This is a genomic window from Nostoc sp. C96 (assembly GCF_059384975.1).
In genome coordinates this window covers 64,528-80,042 of the sequence record NZ_JBXUHI010000002.1, presented here as the reverse complement: position 1 = coordinate 80,042, position 15,515 = coordinate 64,528, and the positions used below count along the sequence as shown (strand labels likewise).

At 36.4% G+C, this 15,515-nt stretch carries 15 protein-coding genes; 12 read left to right on the top strand and 3 right to left on the bottom strand.

The annotated features are described in order from the left end of the window. Window positions 1-275 precede the first annotated feature (275 nt). Together AC504W_RS28535 and AC504W_RS28530 are read left to right on the top strand one after the other, a co-directional pair. Window positions 276-407, top strand: coding sequence for a hypothetical protein (locus AC504W_RS28535; RefSeq protein ID WP_494879720.1), 132 nt, complete (start codon window positions 276-278; stop codon window positions 405-407). Between the two features lie 3 nt (window positions 408-410). Beyond that, window positions 411-629, top strand: a complete 219-nt coding sequence (locus AC504W_RS28530) for a hypothetical protein (RefSeq protein ID WP_494879722.1) — start codon at window positions 411-413, stop codon at window positions 627-629. A gap of 68 nt (window positions 630-697) precedes the next feature. Here the strand turns inward: AC504W_RS28530 and AC504W_RS28525 are convergent, their stop codons facing one another. After that, on the bottom strand, window positions 698-1,228 hold the full coding sequence (locus AC504W_RS28525; protein ID WP_494879724.1) for a hypothetical protein: 531 nt from the start codon (window positions 1,226-1,228) through the stop codon (window positions 698-700). A gap of 821 nt (window positions 1,229-2,049) precedes the next feature. Between AC504W_RS28525 and AC504W_RS28520 the strand changes: the two genes are divergently transcribed. Both AC504W_RS28520 and AC504W_RS28515 read left to right on the top strand, forming a co-directional pair. Continuing rightward, window positions 2,050-3,858: a TIR domain-containing protein gene (locus tag AC504W_RS28520; RefSeq protein ID WP_494879837.1), complete on the top strand. Its 1,809-nt coding sequence runs from the start codon at window positions 2,050-2,052 to the stop codon at window positions 3,856-3,858. Window positions 3,859-3,872: 14 nt separating this feature from the next. After that, window positions 3,873-5,387: an argonaute/piwi family protein gene (locus AC504W_RS28515; protein ID WP_494879835.1), complete on the top strand. Its 1,515-nt coding sequence runs from the start codon at window positions 3,873-3,875 to the stop codon at window positions 5,385-5,387. Window positions 5,388-5,628: 241 nt separating this feature from the next. Here the strand turns inward: AC504W_RS28515 and parA are convergent, their stop codons facing one another. After that, entirely contained in the window at window positions 5,629-6,294 is a 666-nt protein-coding gene (parA, locus tag AC504W_RS28510) for a ParA family partition ATPase (protein WP_494879833.1), read from the bottom strand. Between the two features lie 192 nt (window positions 6,295-6,486). Between parA and AC504W_RS28505 the strand changes: the two genes are divergently transcribed. Both AC504W_RS28505 and AC504W_RS28500 read left to right on the top strand, forming a co-directional pair. Beyond that, complete coding sequence (locus AC504W_RS28505; protein WP_494879735.1) at window positions 6,487-6,885, top strand: hypothetical protein; 399 nt, start codon at window positions 6,487-6,489, stop codon at window positions 6,883-6,885. A gap of 394 nt (window positions 6,886-7,279) precedes the next feature. Next, entirely contained in the window at window positions 7,280-7,963 is a 684-nt protein-coding gene (locus tag AC504W_RS28500; RefSeq protein ID WP_494879737.1) for a DUF1822 family protein, read from the top strand. A 193-nt stretch (window positions 7,964-8,156) separates the two neighbouring features. On the opposite strand, the gene AC504W_RS28495 is transcribed toward AC504W_RS28500, so the two are convergent. Further along, on the bottom strand, window positions 8,157-8,339 hold the full coding sequence (locus AC504W_RS28495; RefSeq protein WP_494879831.1) for a hypothetical protein: 183 nt from the start codon (window positions 8,337-8,339) through the stop codon (window positions 8,157-8,159). Window positions 8,340-8,924: 585 nt separating this feature from the next. Between AC504W_RS28495 and AC504W_RS28490 the strand changes: the two genes are divergently transcribed. The 6 genes from AC504W_RS28490 to AC504W_RS28465 all read left to right on the top strand — a co-directional run bounded on the left by AC504W_RS28490 (window position 8,925) and on the right by AC504W_RS28465 (window position 15,515). After that, a complete protein-coding gene (locus tag AC504W_RS28490) occupies window positions 8,925-9,332 on the top strand; it encodes a hypothetical protein (protein ID WP_190968801.1) in 408 nt (135 codons plus the stop codon). Window positions 9,333-9,428: 96 nt separating this feature from the next. Further along, entirely contained in the window at window positions 9,429-12,485 is a 3,057-nt protein-coding gene (locus AC504W_RS28485; RefSeq protein WP_494879829.1) for a helicase HerA domain-containing protein, read from the top strand. Continuing rightward, on the top strand, window positions 12,482-13,039 hold the full coding sequence (locus tag AC504W_RS28480) for a hypothetical protein (protein WP_494879827.1): 558 nt from the start codon (window positions 12,482-12,484) through the stop codon (window positions 13,037-13,039). Before AC504W_RS28485 ends, AC504W_RS28480 begins: the two co-directional genes overlap by 4 nt. Beyond that, window positions 12,981-13,769 carry a hypothetical protein gene (locus tag AC504W_RS28475; protein WP_494879825.1) on the top strand — a complete coding sequence of 263 codons (789 nt, stop codon included), beginning with the start codon at window positions 12,981-12,983 and terminating at the stop codon, window positions 13,767-13,769. The genes AC504W_RS28480 and AC504W_RS28475 overlap by 59 nt, the downstream gene beginning before the upstream one ends. After that, on the top strand, window positions 13,756-14,805 hold the full coding sequence (locus AC504W_RS28470; protein WP_494879823.1) for a hypothetical protein: 1,050 nt from the start codon (window positions 13,756-13,758) through the stop codon (window positions 14,803-14,805). Before AC504W_RS28475 ends, AC504W_RS28470 begins: the two co-directional genes overlap by 14 nt. After that, window positions 14,802-15,515, top strand: a complete 714-nt coding sequence (locus AC504W_RS28465; protein WP_494879749.1) for a hypothetical protein — start codon at window positions 14,802-14,804, stop codon at window positions 15,513-15,515. The genes AC504W_RS28470 and AC504W_RS28465 overlap by 4 nt, the downstream gene beginning before the upstream one ends.

Sequence of the window (15,515 nt, the reverse complement as noted above, 5' to 3'; positions counted from 1 at the left end):
TGTGTGGTTAAAACTAGCTACTTGTTTACCTAACCTGGAAACGCCGATCGCTCTTTTTTAAAGCGTAAGTGCTACAGTCTGGGTTTAATTTAAACGAAATAAACTATATAAATTATAAAAACTATATAAATAAAATAAACTATATAAATAGTTTTAACTATTTTACTGTTTGATATCCAGTATTCCTAAAACCTCGTCGTTCAGTACCTCTATTTCTGAAAAGGCAGCTGAGGACTTGTTACCAAATTATGTACTGTCTAACCAAACACAGCAGATTGACAGTAAACTCCCTGATGGGAATTATCCCAACATTAGAGCAAAATAGAAAGCAACCCCAAGATACTAAGTGCGATCGCACAGTACCGGGTAGCGTACAAGATGCGATCGCCGAACAAAAATACACTTAATGGATGATTGGCGATCGCCCCGAAGATGAAGCCGCAGCCCAAACGGCCGGAATAAATTTTATGTGGGCTGATATTTGGAGAATGCGCTTTACACCTGGAATGTATGAAGTAAGGCAAGCAACGCAGCAGCAGATAGAGTTTTTGGAAGGTGTTTCTATCTCAAAAAATTTGACCAATAAACTAGAAATTAATAGCTTGTTATGGTCAAACGATTTGAATTAATTAAAGTGATTAAAAAAGGTGGTTAAACCACCTTTTAATGATTTAAATATTCTTAGAGGATAATTAAGTTAATTTTTAATGTAAACACTTAAACCAGAGTTTGGCCCTGAAGGTAAACCTAAATAAGTATCAATCCCTATGTTCTTACGAAGGTCTAAAAGTAAGGCTTCTGCATTTACTTTTGTTCCAATTTTTGCTTGTGATTCGGGACGAGGACTCGCTACTGCTTTAGCACGGTAAACTGTTAGCTGTCCAGCTTCATTTTCTATAACTTGACGGCATAAAGCACGCATATAAAAACGGTTAAACTCACCTTCTGCTAGAGTTTCAGCAGCAGTTGCAGGAACATTAACAGTAGTGTATCCGCCTTTTGGTTTTTTTCGCTGTTCTGTTGGGTTAATCCTACTATTTGATTGCAATTGCTGAGTAAGCCATTCAGTATCAAAAGCGTTTGCAGCTTCTTTTAAGAAATTTGCATATTCTTTTCTACCATTTTCGCTCAAACGTGTACTTAGATAAAGTTTATCCTGACTAATATCTAGCTCTATTTCAGATAACATCAGTTGTCTAGTTAAATCGTTAAGACTAATAAATTCCATAATTATATTTGCAGTATACAAAATATCAACTGCTAAATTTAACTATGCAAAATTAAAAACAGCCTCAGCAAATATTCTGATATCATTAAATAATTAACTATTTTTTAATATTTTATTGGCTCTATTATCCCACATACCTTGATTGCTCTGTCGCACCCTAAAAGTGACTGTCTCAGCCACGACCGCTTAATACGCCTGAGCAACACTAGCTCTAAAGAACTTTGTTATATCTTGACTTGTGATAAGCCTTGATAAGAAATTAGTTATTAAGTTTCTTAATGCTGTAGAACTCCATCACCCCAGTAAAAGAGCATTTACTCTTATGTGTGATCGCTCTTTTTTCAGTCACAAGTGCTACAGTTTGGGTTTAAGTTAAACGAAATAAACTATATAAATCATAAAAACTATATAAACAAAATAAACTATATAAACAGTTTTAACTATTTTAATGCTTGGTATACAGTATTCTTAAAACCTTGTTGGTCAGTTCCTCTATTTCTGAGTTCACTGTCACATGATGCGCCATGCTTGCGGTTATTATCTGGTGAATTAGGATTACACCACTAGAAAAATTCAGGACTTTTTAGAACTTCGGGATATCAAACACACTGAAAAATATACCAAATTGAATGCTCGACGTTTTCTAAATTTTGATTGGGGAGATGTGTGACATCGGAGTAATCATGTGTTACGCTCTTTCAAATAGTGTTTAGTATTCAGCTTTTTAAATCAGCTTTCAAAAAACACTTAAAAATATTGATAATTTAGATACTTAGTATATATAATAGTACCTATGTACTTAAAATCCTAAATACTCTGCAATGGCAGCTAATCTGATTATCTACTGCCTAGACAAGCTCACAGACTATTCGGAGTTTGAACGTCTTTGCCATGACTTGATGTTTCTAGAAGGATATTTCTCTATTGAACCTCTTGGGGGTTTTAAGGACAAAGGGCGTGATGCTATTTACGTCAGTCCAGCGAAAAAAACAACGATATTTGCCTATAGTGTACGTGAAGACTGGAGAGCTAAACTTGGAGAAGACGCATTCAAGATAAAAAAACACGGCCACACTTGCGATAACTTAGTTTTTATCACAACTGCTCAACCTACAGCTGGTGAACGAGATGAAGCGATTGCTTATATTCGCAATCAATATGGCTGGGATCTAGAAATTTACGGAAGTGAGCGTCTAAGAATACTGCTAGAGACAAAGTATCCACATATCAAAAAGAATTATCCATCTATCTTCCCACCAGAATTTATTATCGCTCTAGAACAAATTAATAAATTTGAGGAACGTAAGCACCTATTTATCAGTTATGCCTCCGAAGATTTAGTACTTGCAGATTGGTTAGCCAAAAGGCTTACAGCAGAAGGATATCTTGTTTGGTGTGAACATCTGAAGCTGCTAGGTGGAGAGAAATTTCCTGATGACATTGAGAAAGCAATTAAAAATCAAGCTTTTTGTATAGTTGCTCTATATTCTCAACCATCACTCACTAAACCTGATTTAATCTTGCAAAGAAGTATTGCTATAAATTTAATTGAAGAAAGGCAAGAAGATTTTCTGATTCCAATTGATGTTGATGGTATCAATAAAACAAACCTCGACCGTAAGACACAGTTATTAAAGTTTATTGAATTTAACAAAAACTGGGCTGAAGGGTTGAAAAAATTATTAAATAAACTGGAATATATCAAATGTCCAAAATCATTACCTGAAAGTGCAAAAGTATCACTATCAGCATTTTTATATGAGGATGCTATTGTAGACGAGACTGAGAATGTATTTTCAAATTACTTAAAATTTCAAAAAATCCCTAGTATAATTTATCTATTTGAGGCTGAAAATCCAAGTTTAAATTTAGAGATTGAAAATTTAAATCTTGAATGGTCTTATCGTCAAATAGATAGTAAAAAATTTTTATCGTTTCACCAACCACCAGCTTGGATATCAGAAAAGTTACAACTTAATTTATCCAGAAATAATTGCTGGCAGGAATTAGTAAATATAGAAGGTATTTCTACTAAAAATTTAGTATCAGAATTGTTAAGAAAAGCTCTCATGGTCAAGTGTCATCAGAAAGGATTGAAGTACTGTTTTGAAACAAAATTGCAGTATTTCCCACAAGGATTTGCCAAAGGAAATCGTCTGAATTATATCAAGTACGATGGTTCAAAATCATTTGTTCAAGCCGTTGGTACTCGAACTTATTGGCGGCCTGCTAAAGCAGAGGAGTATCAGTATCATCTTGCTCCTACATTTTATATATCTCAAAATTTGTTTAATACGTTTACACTACAAATTCGCATAAGAATTCGTTTGTGCGATTCCAGTGGTATAGCATTAGATAAAAGAAAAGCAGTTTCACGTAGAAAACATTTATGTAAAAATTGGTGGAATAATGATTGGCTCAATCGGATTTTTGCTGTTTGTCAATTTCTGGCTGATGACAATCAAATAATTATTGGAGATAAAGTGAATGAACAAATTTTTATTCATGCAATACCAACCCATTTTACAGCACCAATTGCTATTGATGAAGCTTCTATCAAAAAATTTAAACAGGATAGATTAGACTTGCTAAATATGCGTTCTGGTAGTGAACAAGAAGATATATTGTAATAAAGAAAGTGAAAATGAATGAGTCGCTTATTATATTTGATGAACCAGAATTAGAATTTCGCTACGGTCAGCGACTGAAAGACCCACGCGATGGATTAGCCCTATTTGGCCCTTTTGATGCTGATTCTCCATCACATCCCAAATCATTACCTTATATTGTACTTGGTACTGTTAGCGGAATATCTCAATTTAAGGCTTGGTCAGAGGCAATGAACTGTCCAGCTATATACGCACCTAAAGAGAATTTTCGCCTTTGGCCTCCTTACCCCGGCTTTGAAGCAGCATTTTGCAGTCGATGGTCTAGTGATCCTATTTGGTCTTACCCTATAGATGAACATCAACTTTTAGAAGCTTCTCACACCCGCGAGAAACATGAACGTTCTTATAAAGTTGTAGATATATTTCTCAAAGGGCTGAAAATTGCAGCAGATAAACTAGACCAAAAGCCTGCTGTAGCAGTTTGTGTTGTACCAGATGAAATCTATCAAAACTGTCGCCCTGAATCGATTGTTTCTGAAACCGTTGGAGAACTTATATCTAAAAAAACTGTACGTTCTCGGCAAGCAGGGCAGCTTGAGTTACCACTGTATGGTGAAGTCAATTTAGAGCCTTACAGTCTTTCTCCTGACTTTCGCCGACAACTTAAAGCACGTTCAATGAAATATGATATTCCGCTACAAATTATACGAGAGTCTTCTTTACGATTAACTGATAAGAATCAGTTAGGTCAGCGAACACTTACCCCGCTTTCTGATAGAATGTGGAACATTGGAACTACTCTCTATTACAAATGTGGTGGTAAACCTTGGCGATTAGTTACTGCGCGGGAAGGTGTTTGCTACATTGGTATAGCATTTCGTCGAGCAGAAGATACAGAAAAGGGGAAAACAGCTTGTTGTGCTGCTCAAATGTTTTTAAATACGGGAGACGGAATAGTATTTCTCGGTGACTTTGGCCCCTGGTATTCACCAAAGACAAAACAATTTCAATTAAGCAAAGCCTCAGCATACGACCTTCTAAGAGGAGTATTAAAAACTTATAGTGAGCTAGGAGGTAAAGAACTTACTGAGATTTTTTTACATTCACGTTCCACTATTAGTAATGAAGAATTTGAAGGTTATCAGAAAGCTTGTCCTTATGGTGTCAAACTTGTTGGTATTAGAGTACGTCCTGATATAGGGAATGGTTTCCGTCTTTTTCGGACTGGTGAAATGCCTGTGTTACGCGGAACATTTTTAAGGAATAACGAGCGTTCTGGCTTATTATGGGGAAGTGGATTTAAGCCAAGGCTTGCTACCTATGATGGATGGGAAACTCCAACTCCTCTGCAAATTGACATTCAACATGGAGATGCTGTTATAGAGCGAGTAGCACAAGACATATTTGGGCTTACTAAGCTAAATTACAATGCGTGTCGTTTAGGAGAATCTCAGCCAGTTACCGTTGGGTTTTCTGATGCAGTTGGAGAAATTTTGATTTCAAATCCTACAGTTTCGGATCGTAAACCAAACTTTAAATTTTACATTTGATAAAACTCAATATCAGGTTGGTATTACTTGTAGTCCTTAGTTAATATCCGCTATTTTTATACCTTTATGTATACTGCCAATTACATCAGGTATAACTTTGGTATTGATTTCACAAAATGCGCTATTTTCGACTATCATCTCATCTGCGATCGCTCTAAGGCTTAAGTGCTACAGTCTGGGTTTAATCTAAACAAAATAAACTATATAAACAAAATAAACTATATAAACAGTTTTAACTATTTTAAGGCTTAGTATCCAGTATTCTTAAAACCTCGTCGGTCAGTTGCTCTATTTCTTTGATGGCAGATGAGGACTTATTGCCGAAATTATGCACTGTCTGACCAAACACAGCAGATTGACGATAGACTTGCCGATGCTGTATCTGCGTCTTGGTTAAGGGAATCCCAAACTCAGGTAAAACTGCCAAAGTTTCTTGTGCCAAGGTTGTTTTTGGTTGGCACTGGTTCAAGACAAGCCGGGACTGTAAGGCATCATTAAAATCACCTACATTCTGGATAACCTGTCGAATACCAACTGCTGCCCACATATCCAATGGCGAAGGGATGATTGGCACTAGAGCTAGGTCTGCAATCAGCAACGCGCTTTGCGGGACAGGGGAATCAGCAGCAGGGGGGCAATCGATGATGATGTAGTCGTAATCATCAATAAATTTTTTGACTTCGCGGTGGACTTTGTTGCTGGCAGCACTCAGGCCGATTACGCCAGCCGGAAAGGGGATTTCGTCTTCTGCTGAGGCGGCCCAACGTGTAGCTGTCCCTTGTGGATCGGCATCAACGACAAGAACTTTGTTGCTGCGTCGAGCGATCGCACCCGCAACCTGCATAGTAACAGTTGTCTTTCCTGAGCCGCCCTTTTGATTGACAACGGCAATGATTTTAGCTGTCATAGAATTAACCGTATTAATGATTTAAACTATATGAATAGTTTTTACTGTTTATAGTTTTTATAGGGTTTAATGTTGATATTGTGACATAAAAGAGAGAATTGGTAAAAAGTATATACAGTTTTAATAATTTATATTGTTAAAATAGTTTACTTAGTTTTTGGCTAACCTAAATTTTTTGATTGCAGAGGAGTTATGACAAAGAAGAGTATGAAATCAGCTTTGACAAATTCATTAAAAGCTGAAGATGAAGCCGTGAGAAGCCGTTTTGAAAAAGCAGAGAGATTGCTAGAAGATAAAACAGAGCCGAATTCTAGCCAACTGACGACATCTCAGCCACAGGACATAGTAGAACCAGCCCAACTACAAAAAGTAATTCGTGATAGTTTCACGCTACCGTCTGGAGATTATGAATTAATCACAACAATTAGGCAGCGATGTTTAAACTCGGCAGTCAATGTCACAAAAAGTGAAGTCGTTCGCGCGGGACTCCATATCTTACAATCTTTATCTGACGAAGAATTAGTACAAGCGATCAATAGTCTAGAAAAGGTAAAAACAGGTAGACCCTCTGCAAAGCAACAAAAACTATAAACTGTTTATATAGTATAAACTGTACAAATAGTTTTACGTAAAATTAGGTGAAGTAATCAGAAGTAATCAATAGTCTAGAAGAGGTAAAAACAAGTAGACTATCTGGAAAGGTGGTAAAAAGTATAAACAGTATAAACAGTTAAAATTGTATAAACAGTACAAACAGTTTTAGGAGTGAGAGAACGAATAGCCACGCGATTACTGATACCACTTTAAATATTAGATCCAAGAGTAAATTTACAGTTGAATCCAGTAGTGGTACAAAAAGAATTATTCGTTGCAAAGCCATTAGCAAGGATTAGATAATGGCGGATGACTAAATCGAAGTTGCTGGAATTATCTTACGTCTTGTTTGTTTCTTTCGCCTTTTTAGAAACTTACTCAGAGGTGTTCGATGGATTTAGTGTTAGAAGTTCCACCAGGGCAACAAGATAGGGTTTGGGATCAAGTTCAGTGTTTAGGCACAGCCGCTACTCGTTTTAGTGCTTATACCAATCAGCTATCTTTATTGGCAGTTCTACCAGAGCTAGAAGAGAGATGGGGAATGAAAGCCTCATGGATCAATAGCTGCTGGGAATTCGTGAATGGTACGGCTATAGATTTTGAATCTACAAGAGTAGTATTGATTCCTAGCGAAGCAATTGAGCAAACCGAACTTCGCATCCCCCAGGAATGGATAGATATTCCTTCTTGGGCAGGCGATTATTATTTAGCAGTACAAGTGAATGCTGAGGATGGAATAGTCAGAGTGTGGGGATATGCAACCCATAGAGAAATCAAACAACTAGGCAATTATGACCAGAGCGATCGCACTTATTCTTTAGATGGACACTTAACACAAGATATGAGTGTGTTGTGGGTAATACGTCAGTTTTGTCCAGATGCAGCAACGAAAACCACAGTTGAACCTCTACCAACTTTATCAGTAGCACAAGCAAATGAACTGCTCGAACAGTTAAGTCATTCGTGTTTGTTTTTCGCTAAACGTGCAGTTGAGTTTAATTTGTGGGGGGCGTTACTGGAAAAGGAGGAGTGGAGAAAACGCTTGCTCTATTCGCGCAGTTGTCAGATTGACTGATGAGAGAAAAATTTTAAATATAACCCCTAATTTGATTAAGCGAAAAAGATGTGATCACAAAAAGTACACTGCAACTGCGGTCGGGCTTCATCTTTTTCATTTTGCTGAATCAAAAAAACTTTAAATTGATCGCAAGTACATTTGGGGCAAGCGATCGCAGTAAGATTAGCCTGAGTCTGAGGTGATCCTTGACTCAGGCTAGAGATTTTGGGTCGGGGTGTCCCTCTGCTTTCCAAGCATCAATAACTAATTGGCGATGAAATTCTGTACCCTTGCCTTTGATCCAATCACGAATTGGTTTCGGAAGTTTGATACAGGCAGGTTTAGGATGCAAACTATCGGGTTGGGGTGTAAATCTTCCGTCCTCGCCTCGCATAATCTCAAATAATGTCACAGAAATACTAAGTAATACGCAAAAGTATGACAGTAAAAATCACAGCTAACAAGTCTAATCTTTCAATAATTTACGAGTAAACACTGAGTAGGTGTAAAAATCATTAAGTCCACCGTATACTGTGGTAGACTATCGATAACAACCGTATACTAAGGTAAAAAAGCGAAAAGTTTGATGTTGCTTTAAATATTTTTTAAAAAAATGGAGTAATAAAAAAGACATTTTGAGAGAAAGGAATTATCTAACAATCAATATATATGCAGTAGGAACAAGTTTTTAAACTTTATAAATAACAACTATTGATTTCTATCTATGCAATTATTTTATTAGCTAACAAATTCATAATTAATATTTAACTCTCAACTATCAAAAGTTAGATATCTGAATAAGACCTGATAATTTAATAAATAGCAATTTGCAATGTTTCTGCTGTATACTTCAATTTATAATATTCATATTAAAGTTGTTTTGTTGCTTGCACATTAGCTAATAGTGCAAAAGCCTGTCAAAATTTTCACTTAGCAAAGAAAGCACTTTCCAGTAAATACCACTCTGGTTGGAGAATCTATGCTGAATAAAAACAGAGCTTCAAAAAGTATAGTTCAGTGGTTGTTTAAAGTACGTTGGCAATTAGTATCAGTTGCAACAACAATTCTAATAGCATTGGAATCAAAACCCGCAAAAGCCCAATTGTTTACTAATGCCCGAACAGCGATGGAGTGTATGATTCGTGGTGCTTCAGTTGGTGGTGGAATTAATAGCGTAGTGCTGAATAACTTGCCAATGATTTTATTTACAGGATTAACAATAGTTTTGTTTGGTTACTTCTGCTTCTCGGTTTTCCAAGGAGTAGCAGCTTATGGACGAGGAGAAGAAGTAAGCAATGTAATACAGCAGCCGATATTTACTTTCATAGCTGTGGTACTCATCGTATTATTCCAATCTTTATTGTTTGGTAACGGCATTTGTAACTAATTGGAAATGGTTAAGCCTGATATAAGTTTTGCATAATTCCCTTATTGATCAGGGGATATGGATATATGTGCATTTTGAATAACTGCTGAAAGCTCTATGAGAGAAGAAATTAGGACAGTCAATCAGAGCTTAGGTGAAAGCCCAAAGTTTGGCCCATTTACAGGCCGACAGTTTGTAATTTTTGCTGGTACATTCTGTGTGGTCTTCGGACTACTATATTTAATTATTGGGATAAATATTTTTTGGGGACTTGGCTGCTCTATATGGGTGAGCTTATCAGTTGCATTACTATCAGGTGATAGACCACACATTTACTGGTCAAAGATGTATCCAGTTGTCCCAAGATGGACAAGAGGATATGCAACCTATACATCGCCGCAATTAAAAAAGAAAGTAGGCACGAAAAGAGTAAAACTAACACGTTCATCTAAACCAAAAGTTCTCAATCCTTTTGAAGATTGGCTAGATTTAACAACAATAGTCAGACTAAAAAAAGATTCGTATCTGATTGGGGCTTATTTATTAAGTAAAAAAAATCTGGCTGAAAGTAGCAATACTTTACAGTTAATATTTGGTTTTTCATGCACTGGGATTCATCCCATATTCAACTCAGAACAAGAAATAGAGGCATTAGCTAAAGCCTTTGAAAGTAGTTGTAAAGAAATTCCTCAAGGTGAAAAACTTACTTTTAGGTGGAGTTCTTTTTGTGAGGATAGCGATGCTGAACAGTATTTAATGCAGCGAATTGAGAATCCATCTTCTCTAGAGTGCGAATTTTTAGATTGGGGAAGATTGGCAAGAACTCAACAGCTTACAAAGTCTAAAGCTAGAAAGAATATTAAATTCAATGTTTATTGGTCGTTTACTGTAACTTCAGAAGCATTAGAAACCGCCGACCCAGTAGATAAATTTTTAGTCAAACTTGCAAATTTTTTACAAAGAAGATTTACAGATTCAGGAGTAAATCAATTAACGAAAAAACGGCTAACCCAAATTTTAACTAAGGGCTTAGAAGCTTCACTAAGATATCAGCAGATTTTAATTCAAATGGGCTTGAAACCACAGCCTAAAACAGACAAAGATTTATGGAAAGAACTATGCCAGAATATCGGAGCTAAAGAGGTAATCATCCCGCATACATTGGTATTTGATGAGCAAGGGTTAAGAGAAGAAATTGATGAAAATGCTGGATTTGACAAGCCCATTGAAATTATCAATCAGCCGCACTTAACCTCAACAGTTTTAAATAAAGGTGTACCGTTTGCTGATAAACGATGGGTATGTTTACCAAAAGGAGAAAGTAATAAGTATGTAGGCGTAATGGTACTGACTCGAAAACCGGAAATTTTTGCTTCTACGAGACATCAAATTCGTTTTTTGTGGGATATATTCTCGCGGAACAATATTTTTGATGTGGAAGTAATCACGGAATTTTCTCCGGCTGATAAAGGCATAACACGCGCTACTCAGCAGATGATAACAAAACGCTCTAGAGCGTTGGATATAAATGTACAGCAGAGAAAATCAATTGATGTTTCTGCTCAAATAAATGTGGAACGCTCGGTAGAAGCCCAAAGACAGTTATATACGGGAGATGTACCATTAAATTTAAGCTTAATAGTTCTGGTTTATCGAGATACACCAGAAGAAATTGATGATGCTTGCCGATTGATTTCAGGGTATGTCACACAACCGACAGAGCTAACCCGTGAAGTTGAATATGCTTGGCTAATATGGTTGCAAACCTTATTAGTGAGATTAGAGCCGATATTGTTGCGACCATATAATAGAAGATTAGCTTTTTTCGCCAGTGAAATTTTAGGACTAACTAATATAGTTCAAAATAGCCAAGCAGATGAGAAAGGATTTGAGTTAATTGCTGATGAAAGTGATTCGCCAGTCAAAATCGACCTATCAACAACCAAAAATATATTAATACTAGGTACAACAGGTTCAGGCAAGTCAGTTTTAGTATCGTCAATCATTGCCGAATGTCAAGCTCAAGATATGAGTGTGCTAATGATTGATCTGCCGAACGATGACGGAACAGGGACATTTGGGGACTATACACCGTATCACAATGGCTTTTATTTTGATATCTCCAAAGAATCTAATAATCTAGTGCAACCATTGGACTTATCAAAAGTCCCGGTTAAAGAATGGAAAGATAGACTTCAAGCTCACAGAAATGATGTGAACTTAATTGTGCTTCAATTAGTTCTGGGAACTCAAGATTTTGATGGATTTTTATCACAGACAATCGAGTCACTTATCCCATTGGGAACAAAAGCCTTTTACGATGATCTCGATATTCAAAGACGCTTTGCTGAAGCAAAGAAAGCAGGATTGGGTTCTGCGGCCTGGGATAACACCCCAACACTTGCAGACATGGAATACTTTTTTACGAAAGAGCATATTAAATTGGGCTATGAAGATGAAAATGTTGACCGAGCATTGAATTACATCCGTTTACGGTTTCAATATTGGAAAAATAGCAGTATTGGGAAAGCAATCTGTCGCCCCTCTACATTTGATACAGAGGCCAAGCTGATTACCTTTGCATTGACTAACTTGCAGTTAAGCAAAGATGCGGAAGTGTTAGGGATGAGCGCGTATATCGCTGCTTCTCGCCAATCTCTATCAGCACCCAATAGTGTTTTCTTTATGGATGAAGCCAGCGTACTACTACGCTTTTCGGCATTATCACGGCTGGTAGGGCGTAAGTGCGCTACTGCTCGTAAAGGAGGCTGTCGTGTGATGTTAGCAGCTCAAGATATTCTGTCGATTGCTAATTCAGAAGCAGGAGAGCAAATATTACAGAATATGCCTTGCCGTTTAATTGGACGTATAGTTCCAGGGGCGGCTAGAAGTTTCACAGAATATTTAGGAATACCAAAAGAGATTATTAGTAAAAATGAAAGTTTTTCTTCCAACTTCAAACAACTATATACGTTGTGGTTATTGGATTATAAAGAAAAATATGTGCGCTGTCGTTACTATCCTTCTTATCCAATGTTGGCATTAGTAGCCAATAGTCGAGAAGAACAAGCAGCCCGTGACAAATTTAAAGCAATGTACCCGGATAAATTTAAATGGGTAGCCGAGTTTGCTAATTACTATGTGGAATGTATTAAGCAAGGTAAACCATTATGAAAAAAATAGAAATAGTAACTGGATTTGCTAACTATAAAGTCTTGTTAGCTATTGTGGGAGTTGTAGCATCAGGTTTGTCTTTTACAGTTTGGAAATGGAATAAAGAACAACATCAAAAATATATTGTCGAAAAGGAGCAAGCTTGTCAGCAAAGCTTGAAAATAGCTGAGAAATATGTACAGAATAATCAATTTTTGAGAGCAGCCTATTATGCAAGTACAACCCAAGATAAATTAAGAATTAAATTAAATCAACCTGGAATAACTACTGAGTTTAAGCCTGATAAAGAATATGTATTGATATATGATAAGGCAGTAGCTTTAATACCTAATAATCCAAGATATGAAGGCAAGCTTTTTGAAAGATTATCAAAGCAACCTGAAAAATATCCGCCAGAACCATTAATGGTAACTGGTAACAAAGTTTTAGGAAATAAAGTAGAAGTCATATCTACTTGCTCACCCCAACCTTTTACAGTATCTTTGGAGAATTTATATGAAATTGCTCAACCAATCGATATTAATCCATATCTGCCGCCGTTCAGTATTTTTTAGTAGTTTTGTGTTTGTATTCATTGTTGCTTCGATTTTACCAGTTGCAGCGAAATCTTCATTCTTGCAACAATTACAGCAAGTAATGATAAGTTTGCAATCGTACATTGATTTATATAAACAAGAATTTGCTAACGAAGCAAAAGACTCTAATGATAAAGATAAAGAAGGAAATGAAGATGACGATTTAGATATAGCCATCACTTCTACGAATGGAGTAATGGGCATACCAGATCCATTAGCAGCAGGTAAAAACATTAAGGCCGTAATTCAAAAAAAAGATACTGATTTAGTTCAAACTGATTCTCAGAGCGAAGGTGAAAATGCTCAGAGAAGATGGCATCAAGTCTATACTTATGGGCTATCTGGATCTGTTTTAGGTAAAGATGGACAACTAACTCAAGCACAAGAAGCTGAAATGAGTAATTACGCTGTAGAAACTTCATCGGCATTATCAGATGAATCACAAAATGATGTGATTACTCAAGATATTTTGAAAAAAATGGCTATGCAAAATTTACAAACAGCCATTATGACGAAATCGATTCATAGTGAAGAACAAAAACAGACGAGAGCTTTATCAGCAGCAAATATTAATTTGAGTGATATCTCCAGTAGGCTAGATGAGAATTCTAGAAAAGAACAAATTGAAGCTAATTCCAGTGCCAAACAAATCTTAAATACAGCCGCATTTGCTGATGCTTTTTGGGAATTGAACAATGCTAATCACTAAATTAACTTTGTACTGGCTGCAAGTAACTGGAGATACGAATGCAGAAGATATTGTAGATGGAGCTATTAATGGCTCTCGTATTGTTGTCTCTGCCTTTAACCAAGACTGGTTAGATTTAGCTAATGGTCAAAGTGCAGTTTATGAAGCAGTGGTAAAAGTTTCTGCTTTATTTGGTGTAATTTTGGTTTCTTTCTGGTCTGTTAGTTGGTATTCTCGGTTAACTCAGGAAGGATTAAATAATGAAATTCTTACTGAGATGATTTACCCATTGATAGTTTGTTTAATGTTGACACTTAATAATGGGCAGTTATTAGCTAATACATCTTTAATGTTTCGCAATATAGCAGTTAGCTTAAACGATAGGGTACTAAGTATAACCAGAAATGGGGTAACTTTAAGAGATGCTATCCGTACAACAAATATGGATCAGGCATTTGCACTTTCAGTTCAAGCACAATTGCAAGAATGTGAAAAACAACCGGAGACTGGAGTAAACGCCAAAGGAGAACCAATTAATCCTAGAGAGATATGTAAAAAAGAAAAAATAAATCAAGCTAAGGAAAATGCTCAAAAGTATAAAGAAAAATATGGTTTATCATCATATTCAAATAGTTGGAATCCAAAGGATATTGCCGGACAGTTTGTTAACTCAGCCGTTCAAACTTTGGTATGGATAATATTTAGTGGTTTGCAAGCAGGGTTTCAATATGTTGTGCAAGTATCATTTTTGATGAATGCCTACATAGCGCCTATATTTCTGGTGCTTTCACTTTTACCTTTGGGAGCTAAACCTATTTATGCGTGGATGTCAGGATGGTTGGCATTAACTTTAGTATTGATATCGTACTCTATAGTTTGTGGAATTGCTGCTAGTTCCATTGTCAATGCTAGTAATAGTAATCCTCTATTTTTGCAGTTAGTACAAGCAATTCTCTCGCCAATTTTGGCTGTAGCGATGGGTGCGGGAGCAGGTATGGCGACCTTTTCCGGTTTTTCTAGCAGTGGCAGGTTAATCTCAGGGAGAGTATTCAGATGAGATTACTTGATAAAAAAGAAATAAACTTTACGCCTTTACTATCTCTAGGGCAAACAGTAATTTTAATATTTGTGTTTTTTATCTGCCTAACTATTTCAAATAGGCTAGGAAAAATTGCTAATAATAAACCAACTTTAGTAGAACTACAAGATGGAACACCGATTAGAGCTATTCCAATTGGAGCAAAAGAGCGTACCGACCAAGCAATTATGAATTTTGTTGGTCGCACTATGATGAATTTGATGAGTTGGAATGCTGTACCAAAATCAGATGAAAACTTAGATCCAAGAAATTTAAAACTAGACTCTGGAGTGCAAATAGGAGATAAAAAACTAACTACAAATACATGGGGTGCAGGATTCGCATTATCAGAAGATTTTCGCGCTAGTTTTTTACGAGAAATAGCAGGACTAACACCATCTGATGTATTTACTGGAGAAACACAATCGGCTTTGTTAGTTCGTTATATATCTCCACCAGAAAAAATATCAGAAGGTCAATGGCGAACAGATATGGTAGCTAATTTAGTAATTTTCAAAGGTAAAGACCAAGCAGGCAAGGCAATTTCATTTAATAAAACTGTGTTTGTGAGAGCTATTGATACTCTACCATTACCAAATAATCCTTCAGCCCAGATGTTAGCAGCTTATAACGCACGAAAAGCAGGGATGGAGATTTACCGAATTCAAGACTTAGATTTAGGAAGGTAG

Coding starts and splice junctions, on each gene's coding strand:
- AC504W_RS28530 (WP_494879722.1), top strand. CDS start 411: ATGATTGGCGATCGCCCCGAAGATGAAGCCGCAGCCCAAACGGCCGGA.
- AC504W_RS28525 (WP_494879724.1), bottom strand. CDS start 1,228: ATGGAATTTATTAGTCTTAACGATTTAACTAGACAACTGATGTTATCT.
- AC504W_RS28520 (WP_494879837.1), top strand. CDS start 2,050: ATGGCAGCTAATCTGATTATCTACTGCCTAGACAAGCTCACAGACTAT.
- AC504W_RS28515 (WP_494879835.1), top strand. CDS start 3,873: ATGAATGAGTCGCTTATTATATTTGATGAACCAGAATTAGAATTTCGC.
- parA (WP_494879833.1), bottom strand. CDS start 6,294: ATGACAGCTAAAATCATTGCCGTTGTCAATCAAAAGGGCGGCTCAGGA.
- AC504W_RS28505 (WP_494879735.1), top strand. CDS start 6,487: ATGACAAAGAAGAGTATGAAATCAGCTTTGACAAATTCATTAAAAGCT.
- AC504W_RS28500 (WP_494879737.1), top strand. CDS start 7,280: ATGGATTTAGTGTTAGAAGTTCCACCAGGGCAACAAGATAGGGTTTGG.
- AC504W_RS28495 (WP_494879831.1), bottom strand. CDS start 8,339: ATGCGAGGCGAGGACGGAAGATTTACACCCCAACCCGATAGTTTGCAT.
- AC504W_RS28490 (WP_190968801.1), top strand. CDS start 8,925: ATGCTGAATAAAAACAGAGCTTCAAAAAGTATAGTTCAGTGGTTGTTT.
- AC504W_RS28485 (WP_494879829.1), top strand. CDS start 9,429: ATGAGAGAAGAAATTAGGACAGTCAATCAGAGCTTAGGTGAAAGCCCA.
- AC504W_RS28480 (WP_494879827.1), top strand. CDS start 12,482: ATGAAAAAAATAGAAATAGTAACTGGATTTGCTAACTATAAAGTCTTG.
- AC504W_RS28475 (WP_494879825.1), top strand. CDS start 12,981: ATGAAATTGCTCAACCAATCGATATTAATCCATATCTGCCGCCGTTCA.
- AC504W_RS28470 (WP_494879823.1), top strand. CDS start 13,756: ATGCTAATCACTAAATTAACTTTGTACTGGCTGCAAGTAACTGGAGAT.
- AC504W_RS28465 (WP_494879749.1), top strand. CDS start 14,802: ATGAGATTACTTGATAAAAAAGAAATAAACTTTACGCCTTTACTATCT.